16 protein-coding genes are annotated in these 23,089 nt (G+C 46.7%); 12 read left to right on the top strand and 4 right to left on the bottom strand.

What is annotated here, in order from left to right:
- The first annotated feature begins 38 nt into the window (after positions 1 to 38).
- Genes CFREI_RS10165 through CFREI_RS10150 form a run of 4 tightly spaced genes read left to right on the top strand, consistent with a single transcriptional unit; the run spans position 39 to position 2,659 of the window.
- Entirely contained in the window at positions 39 to 755 is a 717-nt protein-coding gene (locus CFREI_RS10165; protein WP_035111300.1) for an energy-coupling factor ABC transporter permease, read from the top strand.
- A gap of 2 nt (positions 756 to 757) precedes the next feature.
- A complete protein-coding gene (locus CFREI_RS10160) occupies positions 758 to 1,090 on the top strand; it encodes an energy-coupling factor ABC transporter substrate-binding protein (RefSeq protein WP_027011729.1) in 333 nt (110 codons plus the stop codon).
- Positions 1,087 to 1,833, top strand: a complete 747-nt coding sequence (gene cbiQ, locus CFREI_RS10155) for a cobalt ECF transporter T component CbiQ (protein WP_051255776.1) — start codon at positions 1,087 to 1,089, stop codon at positions 1,831 to 1,833. Before CFREI_RS10160 ends, cbiQ begins: the two co-directional genes overlap by 4 nt.
- A 22-nt stretch (positions 1,834 to 1,855) precedes the next feature.
- On the top strand, positions 1,856 to 2,659 hold the full coding sequence (locus CFREI_RS10150) for an energy-coupling factor ABC transporter ATP-binding protein (protein ID WP_027011730.1): 804 nt from the start codon (positions 1,856 to 1,858) through the stop codon (positions 2,657 to 2,659).
- A gap of 19 nt (positions 2,660 to 2,678) precedes the next feature.
- On the opposite strand, the gene CFREI_RS10145 is transcribed toward CFREI_RS10150, so the two are convergent.
- A complete protein-coding gene (locus CFREI_RS10145) occupies positions 2,679 to 3,296 on the bottom strand; it encodes a type II toxin-antitoxin system PemK/MazF family toxin (protein ID WP_084170636.1) in 618 nt (205 codons plus the stop codon).
- Between the two features lie 157 nt (positions 3,297 to 3,453).
- On the opposite strand from CFREI_RS10145, the gene lepA reads away from it, so the two are divergent.
- Both lepA and CFREI_RS10135 read left to right on the top strand, forming a co-directional pair.
- A complete protein-coding gene (gene lepA, locus CFREI_RS10140; protein ID WP_027011731.1) occupies positions 3,454 to 5,301 on the top strand; it encodes a translation elongation factor 4 in 1,848 nt (615 codons plus the stop codon).
- A gap of 521 nt (positions 5,302 to 5,822) precedes the next feature.
- The gene (locus tag CFREI_RS10135; RefSeq protein WP_084170637.1) at positions 5,823 to 10,379 is read left to right on the top strand and encodes a PDDEXK-like endonuclease domain-containing protein; all 4,557 of its coding nucleotides are present in this window, start codon (positions 5,823 to 5,825) and stop codon (positions 10,377 to 10,379) included.
- A gap of 469 nt (positions 10,380 to 10,848) precedes the next feature.
- On the opposite strand, the gene CFREI_RS10130 is transcribed toward CFREI_RS10135, so the two are convergent.
- Positions 10,849 to 11,247 (bottom strand): hypothetical protein, encoded by a 399-nt coding sequence (locus CFREI_RS10130; RefSeq protein WP_027011733.1) that lies wholly within the window; start codon positions 11,245 to 11,247, stop codon positions 10,849 to 10,851.
- 1,015 nt (positions 11,248 to 12,262) lie between these two features.
- Between CFREI_RS10130 and CFREI_RS10125 the strand changes: the two genes are divergently transcribed.
- The 5 genes from CFREI_RS10125 to CFREI_RS10105 all read left to right on the top strand — a co-directional run bounded on the left by CFREI_RS10125 (position 12,263) and on the right by CFREI_RS10105 (position 19,559).
- On the top strand, positions 12,263 to 12,853 hold the full coding sequence (locus CFREI_RS10125) for a hypothetical protein (RefSeq protein ID WP_027011734.1): 591 nt from the start codon (positions 12,263 to 12,265) through the stop codon (positions 12,851 to 12,853).
- Between the two features lie 202 nt (positions 12,854 to 13,055).
- Entirely contained in the window at positions 13,056 to 13,340 is a 285-nt protein-coding gene (locus tag CFREI_RS10120; RefSeq protein ID WP_156907686.1) for a hypothetical protein, read from the top strand.
- A 307-nt stretch (positions 13,341 to 13,647) separates the two neighbouring features.
- Positions 13,648 to 15,393 carry an IS1096 element passenger TnpR family protein gene (locus CFREI_RS10115; RefSeq protein ID WP_169719127.1) on the top strand — a complete coding sequence of 582 codons (1,746 nt, stop codon included), beginning with the start codon at positions 13,648 to 13,650 and terminating at the stop codon, positions 15,391 to 15,393.
- Between the two features lie 80 nt (positions 15,394 to 15,473).
- Positions 15,474 to 16,067 (top strand): class I SAM-dependent methyltransferase, encoded by a 594-nt coding sequence (locus CFREI_RS10110; RefSeq protein ID WP_027011737.1) that lies wholly within the window; start codon positions 15,474 to 15,476, stop codon positions 16,065 to 16,067.
- A gap of 399 nt (positions 16,068 to 16,466) precedes the next feature.
- Positions 16,467 to 19,559 carry an exonuclease domain-containing protein gene (locus CFREI_RS10105; RefSeq protein WP_027011738.1) on the top strand — a complete coding sequence of 1,031 codons (3,093 nt, stop codon included), beginning with the start codon at positions 16,467 to 16,469 and terminating at the stop codon, positions 19,557 to 19,559.
- Positions 19,560 to 19,575: 16 nt separating this feature from the next.
- On the opposite strand, the gene CFREI_RS10100 is transcribed toward CFREI_RS10105, so the two are convergent.
- Both CFREI_RS10100 and CFREI_RS10095 read right to left on the bottom strand, forming a co-directional pair.
- Positions 19,576 to 20,667, bottom strand: coding sequence for an alpha/beta hydrolase (locus tag CFREI_RS10100; RefSeq protein ID WP_156907688.1), 1,092 nt, complete (start codon positions 20,665 to 20,667; stop codon positions 19,576 to 19,578).
- A 9-nt stretch (positions 20,668 to 20,676) separates the two neighbouring features.
- The gene (locus tag CFREI_RS10095; RefSeq protein WP_027011739.1) at positions 20,677 to 22,602 is read right to left on the bottom strand and encodes a solute carrier family 23 protein; all 1,926 of its coding nucleotides are present in this window, start codon (positions 22,600 to 22,602) and stop codon (positions 20,677 to 20,679) included.
- A gap of 202 nt (positions 22,603 to 22,804) precedes the next feature.
- Here CFREI_RS10095 and CFREI_RS10090 point away from each other — a divergent pair, with 202 nt between their 5' ends.
- Positions 22,805 to 23,011, top strand: coding sequence for a DUF4177 domain-containing protein (locus tag CFREI_RS10090; RefSeq protein ID WP_027011740.1), 207 nt, complete (start codon positions 22,805 to 22,807; stop codon positions 23,009 to 23,011).
- Positions 23,012 to 23,089: the final 78 nt, after the last annotated feature.

The raw sequence follows: 23,089 nt of genomic DNA, 5'->3' as shown, positions 1-23,089 counted from the left end.
TGCGAGGCGGCTGACCACGTGACAGAAAGAGCATTATTATGCATATTGCGGAAGGCTTTCTTCCTGCTTCTCATGCAATAGCATGGGGAGTTGCTTCAGCACCATTTGTTATTCATGGTGCACTTGCTATGAATAAGCAGATAAAACGTCAACCCGAAACGGGTTTGCTTTTGGGGGCAGCTGGGGCATTTACCTTTGTATTGAGTGCATTGAAAATCCCTTCGGTAACTGGCTCGTCATCGCACCCAACTGGTACAGGACTTGGTGCTGTGCTTTTTAGGCCGCCCGTTATGGCATTGCTTGGAACAATAGTCTTACTTTTTCAAGCGCTATTGCTGGCACATGGGGGTATTACAACGCTCGGGGCAAATGTCTTTTCAATGGCAATAGTGGGCCCTTGGGTTGGGTACGGCTTGTGGCGAGTTTCTCGAAAGGCAGGACTTTCACTCGATATTTCGGTTTTTCTGGCTGCTTTTTTTGCAGATTTGTCCACTTATATCGTGACTGCTTTGCAATTGGCGGCAGCACATCACGCGGCTGGTTTCGGACATGCGGCAACTACATTTATGGCACTTTATGCACCGACTCAAATCCCTTTGGCAATTGTCGAAGGTATTGTGACTGTGCTTGTATTTCGCAGTTTGCGGGTTATCGCAGCAAAGGAATTGCGGATACTTGGCGTATTCAGTGGTGCGGGGCTCAAAGATAATGTAAATGGCGAGCTGAAAGCGAATGCGAAAGAAGGGGTATCTTAGTGATGAAGACAAAAACATGGGGTCTTGTTGGATTAGCCATTATTATTGCTGCCTTTCCGATGTTTTTTCATTTAGGTGATCCGACTGCGGAAGAACAATTTGGTGGTACCGATGCTGCTGCGGAAGGTATTATTGCTGAGCAGAATCCAGGTTACGAACCTTGGTTCCAGCCTTTGGTCGGTGAATTACCAGGAGAAGTCGAATCGGGTTTATTTGCGCTTCAATCTGCGTTAGGAGCTGGTGTTTTGGGGTTCGCATTGGGCAATTTCCGTGGCCGCAGCAAAGCGCAAAATGAGCATAAGGACGGTAGTACAAACACCACTTCCTCCAAGTGAATGCACTCGAGCTTGCCGCTGCGCGCAGCCAGTGGGCATTAGTTAGTGTTGCGGAAAAAGCAATATTATTGCTGGGGATCACGCTGTGCGTGATTGCATTGCCACCAATGCCTGCACTTCCATTATTCGCCTTAATTATACTGGTGTGCGCTTGGCGCGCACGCGTGCCTTGGCGGCTATATGGAACCCTTGTGGCTGCGCCTACTCTTTTCATTGCAATGGGGGTTGGTCCATTGATATTTGCAATTACAAACAACGGAATCGTCTTTATCGACGATGGCCCGACGAAAGCGTTCATCGTTTTGTCTAGGTCTGTGATTGCAATGAGTTCGACTATGATTTTTGCCGTCACCACTCCAATGGCTCAGTTATTAAGTTGGCTCGGTCATATTGGTGTGCCGAGTTCGATTGTGCATGTAATGTCGCTTACCTATCGAATGACATCAACACTTTTCACTACAGCGCGAATAATGTGGGATGCTCAAGCGGCGCGGCTTGGGCATACAAATTTGTCTCGTTGGATTCGTTCGGTTGCGGGACTTATCGCTGCATTATTTATCGTGGCCTTCACACATGCTCAAAGACTTGGTGAAGGGGTATCTTTGCGGGGTGATATTGAGACAATGCACCTCGTGGGAAATTCGCATGATACTCCCGCTCGGTGGTCAAGAGTCGGAGCAATATTCGTTTTTCTAATATCAATTGGGGTTATTTGTCTTTACCTCCCCATGCAGATTATCTAATTTTACTTGCAGAGCTTGATCTATGGATACAAAACAGCCAATTGTGCAGTTATGTGATGTACATTTTGCGCATGATGATAGCCCGCCGATTTTTGAGGGCGTTTCACTTGAAATTTCACCAGGCGACAGAATTGTTCTACTTGGTCCCAACGGCGCCGGTAAATCTACGTTATTTCGTCTTCTTTGTGGCTCATGGGAGCCAACTCAGGGAAACGTGATTATTCGAGGACGTTCGCTGCGGGGAAAAAAGAAAGACAAGAATTTCGCTCGATCAATTGTGCAATTGGTACTTCAAGAACCTGACGATCAAATATTTGCACTTTCTGTACGTGATGATGTTTCGTTTGGACCTTTGAACCAAGGCTTAAGCGCAGTGGATGTTTCGAAGCGTGTGGAAGAAGCCATGCAGGCTGCCGAAATTGCTGATTTAGCAGAACGCGTACCTCAGCAACTCTCATATGGTCAGCGAAAGCGAGTAGCACTTGCAGGTGCGCTTGCTATGAAACCTGAAGTGCTGATGCTCGATGAACCAACTGCTGGACTTGATCCAGCAGGTTGTCGTCAACTTCTCCGTACGTTAAGTCAAATCGATGCAGCGGTTGTACTTTCAACTCATGATGTAAATTTGGCATACGCTTTTGCTGCTAAAGCAATTATTATACATAAGAAACAATTGATTACTGGCCCCATAGAAGAAATTATGTGTAATCAAAAGCTTCTAAAAGCTGTGAGGTTAGAGCTTCCTTGGTCCCCATATGTTTCTGCGGCTTTGGGTAGGACAATTAGAACTCCAGAAGAGTTAATTGGTTTGGAGGATTTAGAGTGAATTTGTTGTGAGGTTTGTTTTAACCCCACCCAAATTCTTTCCGCAGCCTATTGGCTATCCGTTCGAATCTCTGTTTAGGGATAATTGCGCCTTGGCGGCGGATATCCAACTCTGGAACTTCAAGGACTTTATCTAGTCGCACCCAGCATTGGCGGCTAGCTTCGTCCCAGCCTCCGGCGCCGATATCCAGCCAATTATGCTCGTTTTTGTGGGTGGAATCGGGGGAGATAAGTAATCCGAGGATATTGTGGGCTGTGCGTCCCACTACTACGATCGCACGTTCGGTTGGTGGATTGTCGGGACCATTGGTATTTACCATGATCCATACCACTTCGCCGGGGTCTGCTTGACCGTCCATATCGGGCGCGTAGTACAGATTTCGTGCAAGTGTATGAGTGGGTTTTGCATTCACGGCGATGGCGCGGCGTCGCGGTTCGTCCTCGGTAGGGGTATCAAGGCCCAAACGGTCGCCCAAACGTGCGAGCCCTCGGTCAAGAGCGCGGTCATGTATGGGCGCATCTTTGTCCGATTTCTTTGCTTTGCTTCGATTCTTTTTTCGAAGCCCGGAAATACTGTTGGCGGTGCGTTGAGTCAGCGTGCGGAGCCAGGCGAAACGAGGGGATTGTGTGCGTCCCATGGTTGTCTAGCGTAGTACGCACCGATAGCACCTTGTCACATTTGAGTAAACACGCTGGTTGAGGTCGTGCTGCTGTAATTGAACTACCAGCTTAAACTTCTGGCCTGCCTCGGGTAATGTTGGGTGGGTTATATCAGGGAAAGGGAAGCACATTACTATGGCAAGCAATTTTGCGGAAGCAACGTTTACCCCGCCGGCGCAGATCCGGAACTTCTGCATCATCGCGCATATTGACCACGGTAAGTCCACACTCGCGGACCGAATCCTGCAGCTCACAGGGGTTGTTGAGGCCCGCGATATGCGCGATCAATACCTTGACAATATGGACATTGAACGTGAGCGCGGCATTACCATTAAGGCCCAAAACGTACGTCTGCCGTGGGTGCCCCGTTCCGGTGCGCATGAGGGTGAACAGATCGTTATGCATCTTATTGACACCCCAGGCCACGTAGATTTTACCTACGAGGTTTCCCGCGCTCTGGAAGCTTGCGAAGGTGCTATTTTGCTTGTCGACGCCGCGCAAGGCATCGAGGCGCAGACCTTAGCCAATCTGTATTTGGCGATGGAAAATGACCTTGAAATCATCCCTGTTCTTAATAAAATTGACCTCCCTGCGGCAGACCCGGAAAAGTATGCTTTAGAAATCGCTCACATCATCGGTTGTGAACCAGAGGAAGTGTTGCGTGTTTCAGGTAAGACAGGTGTAGGAGTTCCTGAGCTTCTCGACCGCGTGTGTGAGCTCGTGCCCCCACCTTCTACTGATGCTTCCCCGGAAGCCCCAGCCCGCGCAATGATTTTCGATTCCGTATACGACACCTACCGCGGCGTCGTTACGTATATACGTATGGTTGATGGGCGTCTTGAGCCCCGCCAAAAAATCAAAATGATGTCTACGGGGGCAACTCACGAACTTTTAGAAATTGGCATCGTAAGCCCCACCCCAAAGAAATGCCAAGGCCTTGGTCCCGGCGAAGTGGGGTATCTGATTACCGGCGTGAAAGACGTGCGCCAATCCAAAGTAGGCGACACAGTTACCTGGGCGCACAAGGGTGCGGAAACACCGCTAAAAGGTTATGAAGAACCCAAGCCAATGGTCTACTCGGGCCTTTTCCCAATTTCCCAAGCGGACTATCCCGACCTGCGGGATGCCCTGGAAAAACTCCAACTCAATGATGCTGCCCTCACCTTTGAACCAGAAACCTCTGTAGCCCTTGGTTTTGGTTTCCGTTGTGGATTCCTGGGGTTGTTGCATATGGAAATTACCCGTGATCGTTTACAACGAGAATTCGATCTAGACCTGATTTCTACAGCACCTTCCGTGAATTATCGGGTGGTCGCTGAAGACGGCACCGAACTTATGGTTCATAACCCATCGGATTGGCCGGGCGGCAAGTTAAAGGAAGTCTGGGAGCCGATCGTTAAAGCGACAATTATTGTCCCTGCTGAATTTGTTGGTACCACAATGGAACTGTGCCAATCCAAACGTGGCCAAATGGGCGGTATGGATTACCTTTCTGAAGACCGCGTAGAACTTCGCTACACCATGCCACTTGGCGAAATTATTTTTGATTTCTTTGATATGTTGAAATCTCGTACAAAAGGCTATGCGTCACTCAATTATGAGGAAGCTGGAGAACAGCAATCCAACCTGGTAAAGGTGGATATTCTCCTCCAGGGCGAAGCTGTGGATGCCTTTAGCGCGATTGTCCACAGAGACAATGCGCAATGGTACGGCAATAAAATGACCGTAAAGCTCAAGGAGCTTATCCCAAGGCAACAATTTGAAGTCCCAGTGCAGGCGGCCATTGGTTCGAAGATTATTGCCCGTGAAAACATTCGCGCTTTGCGCAAGGATGTTCTAGCAAAGTGCTATGGTGGCGATATTTCCCGTAAACGCAAACTGCTTGAAAAGCAAAAAGAAGGCAAAAAGCGAATGAAGAACATTGGCTCAGTGTCGGTTCCGCAAGAAGCGTTTGTTGCTGCGCTGAGCACGGATGAGGGGTAGTAAAAACGTGTATGAAATCCTAAATTCCAGTTTTTGGAAGAATACTGCCTGGTGAGGAAACGGAAGATGCAGGTGCGCAATTTCTGAGAAGAAAAGTGTATAAGTATAGCTCACTTACGTTAAATTTATATGGCGTACTTTCCTCAACATCTGAATTCAGAATTTCGATGAAATCTGTGAGTCAAGATTCATTTTAGGCGGGGATTGACCTATTTGAACGAGATCCGATATCGAATTTGATGAGCGTATAAGAAGCTTCAAATTTGTTGTAAATTTTGGACAAACTTCTGCTTTGTTTTTGATAGGGTTTGTTGCCAGAGGAAAAGCATTTTGGTGAGGAATGGATCTACCTCTTTTGTTGGGAATATATAAAAATTACACTTTTTAACATTGTGCAAGTTTGGAGTCTTTGGTTTTTAAACTTCGTTAGCGGGAATGTTGATAAACACCATGTCTGTGTGCTAGGAATTCTTTAAAGAATAAGAATCAGCTGAGTAAAATGCTAAGGTTGAAGTTATATTATGGAGTATCGCATGGTGGAACAATCCGCGAAAGTTGAAAAAGCAGTACACCTGTTTCAGTATTTAGCGCAAGTACGACGTTTGCGGGAAAATACAACAACTAATATTAAGAAGTTTGAACAAGACGGTGGAGTTTTTTGGCTATCTGACATCGCGAGTCAGGTGCGAGAGAATGGTTGGCCTCTATACATCGATCAACAGTTGAGCCAATGGCTTCTAGGAGAATATCAATCCACAGATTACAAACTGAATTCGGAAAGCGAAAAAGATGGCACGTTATTTGTTGCTTCTCGAGTGGATCAAATGCCTCCGCCGTCAGTGCCGGAAAATATACGTCCTTGGATTGATGGGGCAGTAGATAAATACAATCGCAGGCCAAAAATTTCTCTTCGTAGTGATGGCAAGTTATTCAAAAATCAATCAGCTGCTTTTCGTGATCAGGCTGAGCAGTGGCTTTTTCAGTGGGATTCTTGGGCGAAACATGAATCTTACAGAAAGTTGTATAATAAGCTCTTTGATGCGCATATTAATGCAAGTCAATCAAGTGAAGAATTTGAATTAGTTTTGGGCATGGGGCTTTTATCATGGAATTATAATTCCGCAAATTCGATAAAGCGTCATTTGTTTACGGTACGATTAAAGTCGAGCCATGATAAAACTACTGGAGAAATTTGTCTTCAACTCGAGGACGTTGCCGCAACATTTAAAACCGAACTTAATTTTATACCGGCTGAAGCCCTCCAGGATCGAACTTTCGTAAGTGATGTAGTTGCCAAGGCGGCTGCCTATTCTGGACACGTTTTTGACGTAAATCTTTTCGGTGAATTAGGAAAAATCACTGCTCATAGCTTGGCTACTTCAGCAGTATATTCTCCGGTGGGGAATCCACAAGATCCTACAAACATTCCGGTAGTTTCTTGGGCACCAGCAGTGATTCTTCGTAAACGGGAGAACGTCGGGTTTGCCATGGTTTACGACAAAATTGCTGCACAGATTGAAGAAAAAGGTGAAATTCCGTTTGGGTTACGTACGTTGGTTGACCCGGACGACACGTTGTCACCAACGGTTTGCTCTGAACCAGGTGCAGTAGTCACTTTTGGTGATGATGTTTTTAGTCCACTGCCTTTAAATGAAGTGCAACGCCGTATTATTGAACGGGTTGATACTCATAGTCAGACAGTCGTGCAAGGCCCACCAGGTACAGGCAAAACGCATATGGCCGCCGCGTTACTTTCTCATTTTCTTGCGCAAGGTAAACGCGTTCTTGTTACTGCAGAGACCGATCGAGCTTTATACGAGGTGCGAGACAAACTACCAGAGGAAATACGTGAACTGGCGGTGTCAGTTATTGGTACCTCAACGGACGATATGGCAAGTTTAAAACTAGCTGTTGATAGAATTTCTCGTTCGTCTTCGGAATTTGACGTCGATGAGTCCCGACACAAGATACAGGTATGTGAAGATCGATTAGCCGAGTTACAGGAAGAACGGCGGGATCTTTTGCAACGTCTTGAAACAGAGTTTTGTTCGAAAGCTAAACCTGTTGAGGTTTTCGGGAAACAGTATCGCCCCAGAGAACTCGTGCAAAAACTGCAGTATGAAAGTAAAGAATATCAATGGATTAGAGAGTTTTCGGCAGATATTACTGGGGAATTTCCACTAAATGTTGACGAGGTATGTCGATATCGATCGCTGATTACTCATTTTTGTCACGTCAATCGGGACTTTGTTGCAGCCTCTGCTTCGATAGATATTGAGAAATTACCCAGGCTAATTGATTTCAATGAAATGGATCAGGAAATTGAGACCCTTGAGATAGCGTGTAATAGCTTACAGAGCAGTTTCACTGTCGAGGGAAAGTTGACATTGAGTGCTTTTGATAAGACGAAACGTGATGCAACGTTGGAAACGGCGAAACACGTCGAAAGTGTACTGACTAATGTCCGCCAGTTTTCACAGGTATGGGTGAGTGATTTAATAGATTCATATTGCAAGGGACAGCTGTACTCTTGGCGCGTGGAAGTAGAGCAACTTCAATGCAGTATTCAGAAGATTAGTGAATTGCTTTTGCCGTTGGCGAGCTATCAAAGGATTGAGTTCACTGAACCACTTTCTGATTATCTACCGTATGCTAGTAACCTTTTGAAGTATTTGGAGAAGCGGGGTCCGCTACAAACTGATGCTTATGGTGCGGTTAAAATTCATTTTTGGACTCCGAAGATCATCAAGCAAGGAAGCTCATTTTTCGAATCTGTAGCACTTGATGGCGCACAGCCATCTACAGCGGAACAAGTTTGCGCCGTAATTGCTCGAATTCAACTAGACCAGGCGATCGAGTCACTCGTTGCTAACTTGCCTAGATGGTTAAAACTAGTCAGTAGCACTCCAGAAATGATAGTTTTTCAGTTGAAAAATGATCTAAGAGATTTCGTTTCTGCTCTTGAGATGTTGGAGGATTTACCGCAGATTTCACAGTTATTGCAGCAATTTGGTTATACACAAGGAGTCGAGGCTTTACCAGAACTTATCCAAACTATAGAAAATTATAGTTTAGAATGTAAGTTGCGTGACGAGCTAAAAGGGAAAATATCTCATTTAAATGAAATGCATGCTTGCGTACATAATTTGGCCGCAAATCATAAGGATATACCTTGGGTTGGTGAGTTACATAAGGCACTAGAACAACGTGATGGTTTGCTTGCTGAAAAGGCTCTCCGTGAAGCGATGGTACTTGCGAAGCAATTCGATGAACTGAAGGAACTTGAGAAACTCGAGACAAAACTTGAGCAGTGGTCGCCACGGTTGGTCCAGAAACTCAACGATTTAAGTGTTTGTGACGACTACCTAGCGAAGCTAGATGGAGCTTCAGAAGCTGCAAAATGGCTTGCGTGTGTGGAACAAATTGAGTCCCAAAAGTCTTGTGATATCTCGAAATTGCAAGGTGAAGTTCAGATCGTCGAAAAGAAAATTCAAGAGCAAGTTTGTGTGTTGGCCGCAGAGCGTGCTTGGAATCGTGCTTTGAGGAACGATCGTATTACCGGAAAAACTAGGAAAAATTTGGTCGAATATGCACAAAGCGTAAAACGGCTCGGCAAAGGTAAAGGAAAGTACGCTAATCAGCGTCGTCGAGAGATCCGGCGGGCACTGGACAATTGTCGAAGCGCGGTTCCAGTTTGGATTATGCCACTTCACCGTGTGATTGATCAGTTAGATGTCCAGAAAGACATGTTTGACGTTGTTATGATCGATGAGGCGTCACAAGCGGGAGCGGAGGCAGTATTCTTGCAATACTTAGCTCCGACTATCGTTGTTATCGGTGATGATAAACAGGTATCCCCGTCTGCTGTGGGAGTTAGCGAGCAAGAAATCCGTAAATTAGCCGACCAGTATCTTAAGGATGATGATAAAGCTGCTTGGTGTGATCCACAACGTTCGCTTTTTGATGTTGCACTTGCGCGGTTTGGTGGGCGGTTAACACTTACTGAACATCGGCGGTGTGTGCCCGAGATTATTGAATTCTCGAATCAAATTGCTTATGAACCTGACAACATTCGGTTAGTTCCAGTTCGTCAACCAGCTGTTCAGAGACTAGCACCGATAAAAGTGGTTCACACGCCATTTGCAACCCAGGGAACGGGACGTAACAAAATAAATGAGCATGAAGCAGACGCACTCGTTGCACAAGTTATTGATTGTGTAAATGATCCAGCATATCAAGGCAAAACTATTGGTGTTATTTCTTTGCTCAGTTCTTCTGGGCAGGCTGATTACATTCAAGCTCGGCTACGTGATGAATTATCGCCTCATGTCTGGGAGCAGCATCAATTACGGGTGGGGTCGCCAGCGGAGTTTCAGGGTGCTGAACGAGATGTAATTTTCTTATCTATGGTTTCTTCAAAAAGCGAGAATCAAAATTTAACTACTTTATCTAAGGACACGTACATTCAACGTTATAATGTTGCGGTAAGTCGTGCTAGAGATCAAGTTTGGCTATTTCATTCTTTGGGTGTGGAACAGATACCTAACTCTGAAGATATTCGATTTCAACTTCTTAAGTACGCTTATGATGTGGCTGGAAAAAGAATACTTGAGCAAAATTCAATCATGGTTTCTGATGATGTTCGTGATGAACGGTTCGATTCGCTTTTTGAGCAAAGAGTTTATAACAGGATTGTTGCTCGTGGTTATAAAGTGATTCCCCAATTTAAAGTAGGGGATTACAAGATTGACCTCGTTGTGCAAGGGGTGGATGCATTTCTTGCGGTTGAATGCGACGGTGATAAGTGGAATGGGCATGCGGGCGTTGAACGTGCTTTGCGGCAGCAGCGTGAACTGGAACGGTGTGGATGGAATTTTATTCGGATTTTTGAAGCTGATTTTTATGGAGACCCAGAAGGACAAATGGAACGCGTATGGCGTCATTTGGACTTCATGAGCATTAGCCCAAATGATTCTCGGTCAACGGCCCGCTCCGCGAATAACATTACAATTCTTGACAGGCCTGTTTCGTCAAAGAAAATGGTCAAATATCTTGAGGATGACATTTATGTAGATTAACTAACTTCATTGCAGTTAAGTTGGTTAATGTTCCTACGGTGTAAATATCGACTATTTGAAGTTTTTTTCAAGTTATATCGGTAATGCTAGAGGGATCGATGGTATCTTCGCCCAATTTAGGCAACCACGCCGTGAGCATTTTTCATTCCCCTCTGTTTTGCCGATATCTGGGATTGAAGAAAGGAAGCACTGTTGAATTAGTAACTTATTATCGAAACTTAAAGTTTCAAAACAATTCTTCTATCTGTATGTGCTTCAATGTTGATTTCTCTGTTTTGAAAAATGCTTGGGTGTTCAGGTGGTAGATATGTCGGTCTATGCTTTGTGTCGTCACTTAGAGGAAGTTCATGCAAGTAAGGCTTCTCGAAGAGCTGCGCAACGTTTGGTGAAGGCTTTGGGCTCAACATGAGTGACAAGTTTTTATAGGACGACGGATTTGAAAGATGTACAAAGCGGAGGAGTGTGTAACTCAATTCCATCGAGTGTCGTCTGCTACTCCAGACAATCTAAGACTAACTTTATCCACCTTGTACGCCACACAGATACAGTCAAAGTTGTCGACGGTGTGTACGCCTTCGGCTCCGCCGATGGTTAGTAGTGGCACGTGTGCGTAGCAAGTGCCGGTGTCTGGAGTTGTTTGGAAGCGTTCGAATGCTTGCTTGTACAGCGGATAACCAAGTGTGTTGATGTGGGCCGCAAGACGGAGTGTGTCGATGGCGTATGTGGGGTCGAGGAAGCGGACGAGGCCGTCGTTGATATACCCAGCCCCATGTTCTTTGTAGGCTTCGGCGATTGTTGGTGGCGCAAACGGTTCAAACTGCGTGATGGTTACTGGGTCGATGGGGCGACAGTAGTGCAGTTCTCCCAAATTGGCATAAGGATGTTTTCCTTCAGCTCGGCGACGCAGACCAGTGTAGATGTCGTCAATACTGAAATGTTGCGCGCTTTTCGGCTGGTGGTTGCCTTGTGCTTCTACGTTGGAGAACCTCGTTACAGGTCATGCAGCCGTCAATATTTTCGAATAACCCTGTCGTTCACAATGCGTTTCTGGAACCCTACATTGGATCGTCAGTGCGCAAGGATGTGCGTTCTTGGAAGGTGGAGTGGGGGGTGGAATGTCTTCTGCAATTGCTCGTTGCCGCGGCTTGTCCAGCTAGTTTCGTTTTTACGCTGATAGTCGCCTTGTTTTTACCAATTAGGTAGTAAGATTTCAGCCCGAATGTATCGCCAATGAATCAGCGAATTTTTGCTGATAACCCGATTCGCATTTCCTGACAGTGCTACCATTTTCAGACAATCAGTGCTTTGTTTTGCAACCAACTTGCTCGTTTATTACCAGCTGGATCTGATGAAAAATGTGAGCATCCGCATTATTTAGTCAAGTGCCAAGCTAGTGATCAGCAGCACTATCAGAATTTGTGTCTAAGAGAAACTGGGTGCAGCGGTCGAAATCTTCCTGTACCGATTTGGTGAGGAGACATTGCAATAAAGTTCTACGGAAACTTCGTATTGGCTCTTGAGATGCCGTCCTGGCTACGACTGAAGAGGGGCACATCACAAGCGTGTGGAATATTTTGGTCGGAGACACCCCGTAATCCAGAGCCGATACGGTATTTATGATCGAGTCGGTAATGACAGTAGAACTTGCATTTGTATGCATCGATATTGGCAGTTATCTGGTCGCGACATTTACAGCATGAATGGCTTACCTGGTGGTGGAACTGGCTACATCTTCGACGAAACCTAGCCAATTCTGGACAACCTGCACTTTGACGAGCTGCGTAGCTCGGCGTTAGCCGAGCGGATTAACTCGATAATTGTGTTTCCTTAGCTAACTAAAATGGGGTAGGTTGGTAGGAGATTAAAGCTTGTAAAGGATTGCTGTGGGCGTCGTTGAGATTGTGAGCATTGTTTCGGCAATTATTTCGGCGGGCGCGCTGGGGGCTGTGGTCGTGCAAATTCGTTCGGACTCTGCGTATCGGCGTGCGGAGGAGGAAATCCGTAAGGCGGTATTGCGGAAGGTGTTTGCAAAGATGGTTTCTGCTTGGGTTGAGCAGCCTGGGCAGGGCCGTCTAGTTGTGCAGAATCGTGCTGATCAGCCGATTTACCATGTTGTAGCCCGGGTGGTGTTTCAGCATGGCACTGAGGATTTTGATGGCAGCGATATTGAGGTGCATCCTGCAGATGGCTCAGGGGACGTAAATATTGTTTCGATGTCTTCGGAAGCTGCCGCATTAGCCACTTTTCCAGAATATGTAGTGCCTCCAGGGCGATATACGGTGGAAATTGGCCCAGATGTGAGCCGTGAACAATCTGTATTGGGCGTAGAGATCGCTTTTCGGGATGTCCGAGGTTTAAATTGGTGCCGGGATTCTGATGGCGTACTTCAAGAAATTAGTGTAGATCCCTTTGAATTTATGGGCGTAAGGCAACCATTCGAAAAGGGCAAATATGTGCTAATAGACGGAGAATAATTAGTCTAGATGTGTTGTTCTAGAGCATCGCAATGAGTTTTGGCAGGTTGATGAGAATAGCTCATCCGATAATTACTAACACCCAGTCGATTACGGTGATCCTTTGCCGGTAGTCGTTTGTAAGAGTCTTTGAACTTGCAAATTTACTGCTTCCGCATACCTTCTATATTTCGCTCCTGCCTCACCAAAAATTCTTTCGATTTTGGAAAAGCAGCACCAAGCGTTCGCACAAGCCTACGGTTGGGATATTGGGAAAACAAGCATGGCTGTTGGAGCAGTTACGCGTTTTGTCTTGGCGCTCGCAGTTTTGGAGGAACGGGATCTGCATACACCGCCTTATGCAATGCCGTCTCTCGATCTGCAGACGTACCCAGCATTAGTGGCAGGTATCGAACTTGGCCAATCGCTTGGGGACCCATTGGAGTTTATTTTTGCTGCGGTGATTGACGGGTTATTGCGTCGCCTGGGGTTATGTAATGAACCGTAAGTAGTGCGTTTTAGCAATCAAACATACGAAACATTGCGCTCAAACTTCTAAAAGACCAAACTGTAGAACATTTTTCGTACTCGCTCCGGGTTGAATTTTCCGCGCACAGTGCTTGTCGCGCGGGACTATAGCATTAGTGATTTTTGCTGGGGGGAGAACATTTTGCCGATTGCGCACAATGCTTAATGTTAAGGTCGTAGAATTGGCAGCTCGAGGCGTTAAGTGGCGCACAACCTGCATAAATGGCGGGGGTATTAGAGAAGAAGCTCGCTCCGCAATTCAGGGTTTCGTTTTAGAGTCTGATTGTATGCGCCCCATTAAAGTGAAGCTTACTGCCAAAAATATCTATAACCCGCCCAAGGCGATTATGTTTGTTGATGGCTCTCAGCCTGCCGAACAAGTACTCGACCTTATTGCTGCTGGTTTGTACGGTACTCCGGACCCTGCCATTACACTTTCCGGCGAGCTTGACGGATCGCCTTATTGGATGGGTTTTGCTGACTATCATTTTGACGGCATTCTGGATATTGATATCACGGGCTGGGCATTCGAAGATTTAATGAAGTACAACAAGCTTGTGCTGGTGCTTTTGGGCCCTACTGAGTGGCGTTTTGCCATGCATCTTTCGGACGGGGAACCTCCGTCGAATTTCGAAATTCCAATGGTGGCTTCTGCCTCCGGCAAGGTTATTCCAGCATTGCCATCTTCACTTATCGACGCCGCGAATCGTGCGGCTGATGGTTTGCCTACGGATCCATCGCTAAGTCGCCCACTGGCAAGTTTTGCGAATAACATTACTTGGAAGCCGTTTTTCCTGCCGTTTTGTAATCAGTATTTGCGCCAGGTTCAAGCGTTTCAATTGGCCGGTTACCCATCGTCTTGGGTGCGTTTCTCTGAAAGCATTGTCGATGAGAAAGTTCATCGTTGTGCCACCATGATTTCCGATTATCTGCACCATCGGGCAAGGTTCCTCAAAGTCGGAGCAGATGGGGATGTAACGCCTACAGCCTTAAAGGGGTTGCTAGAGTTTGATGCTCAAACTTCACGAATTTTTAAAGATGAGGTTGGACATGGCAAGCTACCTCGAATCCAGCAATTACCGGATTTGCAGCGTTGCATCGCCACTATGACTGATGCGGATCTACTGATCCAAACACCAGCAGGTCTTGTATTAACTGATCGTGCCAACGAATTACTTGAGGCTGCGCAGGAACAAAATATTCGGAGCATGGCATTTTGGGGTCCACTGACGGAAGTAGCAATTCAAGAGCACTCGGATGAGCTGAACCTGGAGGAATTCCCAGTTGCACCACGCGAATCACTACACGGCAGTTTTAGTGATTTCGCGGAGGATCGAATCAGTGATTTCCCTGACTTCCCCGATACAAATGATCGCCCGGTACTTTCCAATCCAATCCGTAAAAATGCTCAAATTAAACACGAGCGTGTTCGTTTCCCAGGCGAACGTATTGAGCAGACTGACGCTGGTCGGGTAGTGCACTTGCATCTCCGTATGGCGCTAAAAGATGTAAAACCTACCGTGAGTCGAGTGCTGCGCGTACCTGCACATCTTTCTGTGGCAGAAGCAATGCCCGATATTTTAAAGCTTTTCGGCTGGGCAGCAGATCAGACGTGGCGTGTAACCTATACCCACGAAAAGCGGGATTACACTATCGCACTTGAGGATAAAGATATCCGAGATTCTCAGTACGTTTCGCCTAATGATATCCAGCTTGCACAGGTATTCGCGCCGAAGTTCCGGGTACATATTGGTTATGGTTCGAATATTGGCTGGGAAATGGAGGTACTGAATACCGGAAGTGATTCAGGCCCGCATTCCATTAAAGTTCTCAAAGCAAAAAACGCTTGCCCTCCTGAGGATTGTGAAGGCCCCTCGAACTATCAACAATTACGTGATATTCGCCGGCAAGGTGCAGGGTATTTAAAGCGGCATCCGAATACTCCACGAAACTGGTTTGAAAAAGAACAACAACTCGCTATGGCAATGCGTGATCCAAAGCAGCCGCAATATCCGGCGGGGTACGAACTATAGCGTAAATGTATAGCGCCATAAAGCAGGTCTGTAGTGGGCGATCTACTGCGGTCCTGCTTTCCCACCTATAATTCAATAGTATGGTCGAATACTGGAATCATAATATTGCATACCACCCTTGGATATTGCAGAATTCGCAGGGCAGGGTGCTTGATATTGGTTGCGGCGATGGGACCTTGGTAGAAAAACTCGCAGCCCAGTGTGAATATGTTGTGGGCATTGAGCCTGATTGTGCTACCTTTCTACAAGCGAAAAAGCGTCTAGAAAACGCAGAGAATGTTCAATTGCTGCGTACAACATTCGAAGATTACGCACAAACAGTCAGCGCAGGTGAGTTCGACACTATTATTTTTGTTGCCTCGATTCACCATATGGAATTTCGTCAAGCCCTAGAAAACGCAAAACGTCAGTTATGTCCTGGTGGCGTTATATTAGTCGTTGGATTAAGTGCAAATAAAACGATTTTCGATTGGATTATTTCTTCACTTAAATTCCCGGTAGTAAAGATACTAGATTGGAAATATAGGGCGTCCGATTCCCCTTCAGTGCCAGTTGCAGAACCAACGCTGAATTTAGCTGAAATTCGCGAAATCGTTTCTGAAGAATTGCCTGGTGCAACGATTCGTCATGGGGTGCTGTATCGGTACCTTTTGTCTTGGGTAAATGACCCATGAGTTCCGGGTGGCGTTAGGTGGGGCGAGGTGTCGAAGTATTGTCATGTCGGGAGGAGGAGGGTGGATTCTAGTTACCCTCGATCACAAAGCCTCAAGTGTGCTATTGGTCACAAAGTTTGATGGTGTTTTTGGTGCGAGTTTTTCTTTCGAATCCGCAAAATGAACGATGTAAAACATCGCTATTGAAAGGCATGCTTCCATTGTGTGTGGCTGAAGAACTGGAGCTTTCCATGGTTATTGCCCCCAATGGGTGTTATCAATGTTTTGGTTGTGTGGGTTGAAAGCGCATGAACTATCGTTTTGCCTGGTAAATATTTTGTTCAGTATATTGATTGAAGGAACGTTGGGCAGGTTGTGTCCGCTTCAACTCATTGAATTGTGCGCTCTAGAGTGGGGTGTATGAATGCGCCGTTGTATTTAGTACTTGATGTCCAAACTGTTACCTCAGCACAATCTGATCGGATCATAGAAATTGGCGCAGTCCTTTTAGATTCGCAATTCAATGTGCAAAGCATATGGGAAACATTAATAGACCCTGATTGTGAAGTGAGTGATAGCGAAACGCAAGGCATTGATCCAGATGAGCTTTTTGACGCCCCCTATTTTGACTATATTGCTAAGCGTTTAGCGCTCCTTCTGCAAGGGCGAATAATTATTGCTCAGCACTTGGAGCGCGTGTCTGAAGTTCTTTATAACGAATACAAGCGTTTGGAAGTTGAATTGCCTGACGCTGGATGGGGTATTGATATAGAACAATATTGTTATGATGTGGAGAATGGTGAATCTGTAACCCTTGAAGAATGTCTTGTTGAGCGGGAAATATACCGGGTAAACCCACCTTCTGCCCTCGCAAATGCAGTTGCGATTACAGCATTCGTTCGTGATATCGTGCATGGCTCAGATCCAGTGGATTTTCACGGTGAGGCACTAGAGCTGCCTACTGAGCAACTTGCTTTACTCGATGACGATCAGCTCGAACCGGTGCCCCGCTCAATTTCGGAGGACCAATGTGAAAATCGTCGTCATTGGTTGGAGAAGTTTACGCCCAACCATGATGTTCGCTTGGACGCGGCCGCGACTGCTTATCTCGAGTTTTTATTGAATCAATTGGTGGAAGGTCGGCTAAATACAATCGACCAAGTTGCACTAATACGCAAAGCGACAGAGCTGGGGTTATTTTCTCGCGATACGCGCGAGTTACACCATTGGTTATTGCGGCATGTGACCTTAAAAACCTTGCTCGGAGGTGATTTTGAAAGTGAACACCTGCAGGCGATCGCCCAAGAGCTTGGCATCCAACATAATCCTTTTGCCACTATTCTTGCGGATCCGCCGAAACTAGAACAACTGCCTAAACTTTCTGCGGGAGATGCAATTGCGTTTGTTGGTACTACGGAAATTTGCCGTGAAGAATGGCAGGAAATTGCGTACTCGGTGGGTTTGCAAATCAGCGGATTGCATCAAGGCACTGTATTGGTCATTGCTGGAGATATTGAATCTCAAACCGCGCCAATGCAATTGGCCCGTTCGCTAGAAGTACCAATTATTGATGAGGCCACATTTGCCGTTATTGTGCAGGCAATGAATCAGATCGAAGATGACGGATCTGCGCCAGAGGTATTGCGTTCAAATATTGATATTGTGGAATTCTTCCCGTGGGCACCAGAAGCTGCCCAGGATGCGGAGTCACTTACTGCCGCATGGTTGCAGGCCCATGGCAATGATTCACTTTCTTCAATTTCCAATACGGTGGAATTGGCCATATTGCCTGAAGATATTGATCTTGAATTTACGGTAGCTCATATTGCAGAAACTACAGACCGAAGCAGTCTGGGTATAAAAACATTAGTTTATGACCTAATATTACAAATCCTGGATATTGCTGGTGCATCATTCCCGGAACAATCAGACGCAAATCATGATTCGCTAGACAGCGGCAATTCACCTAAGGGTGCAGGTTCGGTTGGTGGTGATCATGCAAAAGTGCAAAAGCGGCTCGGAGATAATAGGGAAGCTTCGAATACGAGATCCCAGATCGAATTATTAATTGGTTGGTTGGACCTACTAGGCAAATGGCCCGCGCCGCACCAGGTGGGCATTGCCTTACCCGCCACGATTGCAACGGCAATATCTGATATTGAGCAACCTGGTCAAGCTTTGATTGAGCAGGCATTCCATGAGGTAGAGCAAGTATTGGAAAAAGATACGGAGCGTCGCAGCGCGATTATTTCTGGCAGAGCAACGGGCGCACTGAATCTACAAACACTTGGTGATCAATTTGGGGTTACGCGAGAGCGGGTGCGGCAACTGGAAGTGGCATTGCGAAAAGAGTTGCAAACTCAAAATCCTGCTTGTGAGACGGTCATTAATGCCTGTGCTTCCCGATTTATGCCTTGTGCCAGTGTGGCAGAAATTTTTAACATTATGCCGGGGTTGGGTGAAACAATTGAGCCCAATACTTCTCATAACCTTTTGGAAGTTCTTACCTGGGTGCATGGAGTCCCAGGGGTTGAATTTTCGCAGGGGTGCACTATTCAATGGCAGATCACTGATGGTTGGATTATTTTTGGTGACTTTATTCAAGCTGCTGAGGAAAGTACTCAATCTGCGGTTGATCACTATGGGCTGTTATTAGAATCGCAGCTTGTTGCAGAATTGATGGAGCGGTTCCCGGCTGGTTCACCGGAGCGAATACTCAAATACTTCACCGATAAACTGGGATTTATTCGGCGTGGCCCGTATTTATTGCCGCCGCGGAGTTCGGTCGTTGGGCAGATTGCTGTGGAATTAGCAATCAACGGGGCGCCGATGACTACCGACCAATTACATAAAGTGATGCCAGATCGTAGCCGTAGTGCTATTGAGCAGGTATTAGAACGAAGCGATATTTTTATTAATTTTGATCAGGATTCTTGGGCGCTTCAAGAATGGGGAGTGGTGCAGGCAAAGCATCGTAGGGAAGTGGAGCAACCACTGGAACCAGGTGCAGAGTTTTCTCCGGAAGAGACTAAAGACCTCTACTACCACGATGAACTTTGGATGCTGCTCATTAAAGTTGAGCAACAGCATCTTGAGCAAACCGAATTTTCCGTTCCACTTGGCATTGGTCAGCTTTATAACCTGCAACCAGAAGAAGCAATCGAAATACCCAGCCGTTTTGGCCCACATACATTACGTCGTGGTGCCACGGAGTGTACGTTAAGTACACCGCGGAGGTTTTTGCATCAGCTTGAAGCGAATATTGGTGATCGCGTGTGGCTGGTATTCGGGGAGTTTTTTGAAGTGCGTCCGGCATTACCCGTGGAGCAGGGGTTGGTGGGGCTTGCCGCATTGGCTAATGCAATGGCACTGGAACCGGGAACCCGGTTGGAAACATTGGCGCAAATCAATGTTGCCTTAGGGTTGGAGGTGGATGCGCCTCGCCGTCAAGCAGTACGACGCCTCCGTAACCGCGATGAAGACCATTTTGCGGAAATTTTGCGTCAGGCGTAGTAGGGCATGGAATTTGTTAGCTGTGGGTGGTGCTTGCCAGGCGTTTCTTAATCCATGCCCACCCGGCTTGAAGTTGTTCGGAACAGTAAATCCAATCGTGGATACCACCGTGCTGGTATACCACGTGATAGTTTTTGTGTCCGTTTGTTTTTAGTGCATTATCTAGACGTTGTGTGCAACACCAGGATGCAAATTCTAAAAGGACTGAACCGAGGAGTTCTTGGAATGGTCGATTTTTGTGGAAATCAATATCCCTAGGCGTAATACGCCCATCCGCGGTAAATAAGTATACGGCGGAATCATAAAGTCCTGATGGTTGCAGGCAAACATCTGCTTTCCATCGGTGTTCTGCGTCCCACAGATTGCGGGTATGTCCGCCAACCGAACGCGAGATTGCATGGTGATATTCCCAGCCAACCGGGTCGGTGGTGGAATAGCAACCGGAAATCCCTATGACGCCGTGGAATAGGCCCGGATTGTTATTCGCTAGCCGGACGGCGGCACTGGCTCCCATAGACAGTCCACCTATGATGCGTTGACCATTAGTGCGTAGTCCATTGTCTGGGTGTTCGAGGAGTGGGGGAAGTTCTCTGCATAGGAAGGTTTCCCATTGCATAAAACCTAGTTCGGGATCTGTAGTTAGCCAGTCTGCATAATGGGATCCACTTGCTTCTGTTGGCATGATTACCGTGACATTTTCGCCGGCAAGTGTTTTTGCGATATGTCCGTGGAGAATCCAACCATTGTTCGAAGGCGCCGATGAACCGTCGAGTAAAAAGAGCAATGGGGCTGGGATCTCAGGATTGCCCAGGCGTAGTACTTGGACATGGACATTGCGTTGCATTGCCGGAGATTCAATAATCCAGCGTTCGACGCCCTGGGGACTGGCACCGGGTTGTTGGAAGCGGTGTGCAACTCGCGGGGCGTCGAAACGTTCGTTTGAAGGCGTGATATACACGGCGTCGCTACGAAATACTGCTGGGAAGGGCAGGGAGCGGTAACCTTTTGTATGGCACCACGTAAGGAGTGCTTCAATACCGCCAGGAGCATTTGGCAGCCGTGAAAGTTTGGTTACCGCGAGATTATAAAGATGACGCAGCAGGGGCACATTCACCGATTATTCCACTTCGGTAAATTTGCGGTCCCAAGCGGACCGAACAGGGTTAGCGTCGGCGAGCAGAATATCAAAGCGATCGTTTGCAATTTCGATAATCTCACTGAGTGCCACGCGATGCTCTTGTTCGTCACTATTTGCGAGACGACGCACGCCGGTATCAATTACTTTTTCTACTGTGTCATTTGTAGCTAGATATGCGACATATGGCATATGAAAGCGCTCGCGGTAGGCATTAGAAACTTCGATAATACGTTCGCTTTGAATGTCGTCGAGTTCATCAAGGCCGATGGAACCACGATCCGCGCTCACGGTATGGGATTCGGTAGCTGATGCCAGCAATAATGACGCCATATCGGGGTAATCATGAATAAGTTCGTCTCGTTGTGCTGTCGGTGCGGTAAGGACTGCAATTTGAATGGCTTCCCTTAGATCAGAAACGCTTGCGAAGGGGCGAGATTCCCAAGCATCCTCGAGTGGCCATGTTTGTTGATTAAAGAGCGGACGCAATGTAGCCACAAATGTATCCCGATCCATGGCATTAATGTCTTCCAAGCTTATTCCTTCTCCTTCGGTACTTCGTGCGACATTCGTTCCGGATTGCCCGCCAATATGGAAAAACAGGATATTGAGCACAATTGCGGTGATCGCCCCAAGTGACATACCAGAAGAAACAAAGATTCGACACCATTCGGGAAGCGCCGCAGCAATATCGGGTTTAAAAGTTACTAGCATTGCAAGTCCAAGGGATGTGGTAACGATCACCGAATTCCGATTATCGCTTAGGTCTGCTTTGGCAATTGTCTGCATACCAACCCAGGCAACATTTGCGAATAATGCTAGCGACGCACCACCAAGTACCGGGGAAGGAATAGATGCGACAATCGCACCAGCTTTCGGGAGTACGCCAAGCAGAATCATAAAAATAGCTGCTGAAGCTGCGACCCACCGAGATTTCACACCCGTAATACGCACCAACCCAACGTTTTGTGCAAAACATGTGTACGGGAAGGAATTCATAACACCGCCGAGGAAGGTGGAAAGCCCATCGGCGCGCAGTGCCCGGCGAATATCGTCGCGACGAATACGTCGTTTTACAATTTCTCCTGTAGCAAATACATCACCAGTGGTCTCAACCATGGTGATAATCATGACAATAATCATGGAGAAAATAGCAGCAATATTAAATTGTGGGGTCCCAAAATAAAACGGTGTGGTTATTCCGATTACTTCCGCTTCTTGTACTGCGTCTAATGTGGCATGTCCCAAGAGAAGGGCGGCTCCCGTGCCAGCAATTAATCCAAGTAATACGGCAAGGGTGCCCAAGAAACCACGTAGAAACCGTTGTCCCAATACAATCACTGTCAGGGTTCCAAATGCATATGCAAGATCACGGGCTTGTGGGGTGCCTTCCGCATAGTTGGTGAAGTCACCAGCGGAAACTGCAAGCAGGGATGTGCCCATGACTAAAAGCACAGACCCAGTAACTACCGGCGGGAAAAACTTGAGAAAGCGAGCAAAAATTGGGGTGGCAAAGAACGTAAATAGACCGGCAACAATTACCGCTCCATAAATAGTGGGCAGGGATTCCACCCCGCCCTTGCCATCTGTAACCCCAAGACCGATGGCAATCATTGGAGCCACTGCAGTCGTAGTTACACCTTGGACAATTGGAAGACGCACGCCAATGTGTTTTCCAATACCGACGCATTGAATTAATGTGGCGATACCACACGTGAGTAAATCCGCATTAATAAGGTGAATTGTGGTCTCAGTATCAAGGTTTAGTGAGCCAGCAATAAGTAACGGGACAATCACAGCACCCGCATAGAATGCGAGGACATGTTGCAAGCCTAATGCGGCAAGACGAGGTGGGCTTAGGACCTCGTCAACCGGGTTTGCTGAGGTGAAAGCGGCAGTATTGGCCACGAGATATCTCCTTGGTACACAGGTTTGAAGATATCCGAAGCGTACAAAACAATTAACTCGAGGTGATATTTACAGCCCCTTATGTGCAGCCCCACCTGCGCAAAATTCTGTAAAAAGTGAGTTGCCTCGAGATGGCAGACTAATATTTTTGATGTACTTCTTGCCGCCCTGAGTGGATGTTTGAAGAGACTAGACTAGAGCTATGGGATATGAATATAAAGTAGTAGAGATGCGTGAAGGTCTTATCGGTGGCAAAATTTCCGGTAAGAAATTGGAAAAAGTATTGAATGAACACGCTGCACAGGGATGGGGTTTGAAAACCATTACCGTCACTGATGTAAAGGGACGCATAGGGCCGGGTGGCGTCGAAGGTGTGTTGGTAGTGTTCGAACGAATAAATAATCTTTAACGTTTCACCATTGCGTAGGCTTATGTGCTGGGGTTATCCTAAAACTAGTTTTTAGGAAAATTGTATATTGAAAAGATC

It is taken from the genome of Corynebacterium freiburgense, from assembly GCF_030408815.1.
Lineage (GTDB): Bacteria > Actinomycetota > Actinomycetes > Mycobacteriales > Mycobacteriaceae > Corynebacterium > Corynebacterium freiburgense.
This window is presented reverse-complemented; position numbering and strand designations above follow the sequence as displayed.

What these genes read in the sequence shown, in the direction of transcription:
- CFREI_RS10150 (WP_027011730.1), top strand. Translation starts at nt 1,856, where the DNA reads ATGGATACAAAACAGCCAATTGTGCAGTTATGTGATGTACATTTTGCG.
- CFREI_RS10110 (WP_027011737.1), top strand. Translation starts at nt 15,474, where the DNA reads ATGGTCGAATACTGGAATCATAATATTGCATACCACCCTTGGATATTG.
- lepA (WP_027011731.1), top strand. Translation starts at nt 3,454, where the DNA reads ATGGCAAGCAATTTTGCGGAAGCAACGTTTACCCCGCCGGCGCAGATC.
- CFREI_RS10160 (WP_027011729.1), top strand. Translation starts at nt 758, where the DNA reads ATGAAGACAAAAACATGGGGTCTTGTTGGATTAGCCATTATTATTGCT.
- CFREI_RS10105 (WP_027011738.1), top strand. Translation starts at nt 16,467, where the DNA reads ATGAATGCGCCGTTGTATTTAGTACTTGATGTCCAAACTGTTACCTCA.
- CFREI_RS10165 (WP_035111300.1), top strand. Translation starts at nt 39, where the DNA reads ATGCATATTGCGGAAGGCTTTCTTCCTGCTTCTCATGCAATAGCATGG.
- CFREI_RS10135 (WP_084170637.1), top strand. Translation starts at nt 5,823, where the DNA reads ATGGAGTATCGCATGGTGGAACAATCCGCGAAAGTTGAAAAAGCAGTA.
- CFREI_RS10090 (WP_027011740.1), top strand. Translation starts at nt 22,805, where the DNA reads ATGGGATATGAATATAAAGTAGTAGAGATGCGTGAAGGTCTTATCGGT.
- CFREI_RS10145 (WP_084170636.1), bottom strand. Translation starts at nt 3,296, where the DNA reads ATGGGACGCACACAATCCCCTCGTTTCGCCTGGCTCCGCACGCTGACT.
- CFREI_RS10115 (WP_169719127.1), top strand. Translation starts at nt 13,648, where the DNA reads ATGCGCCCCATTAAAGTGAAGCTTACTGCCAAAAATATCTATAACCCG.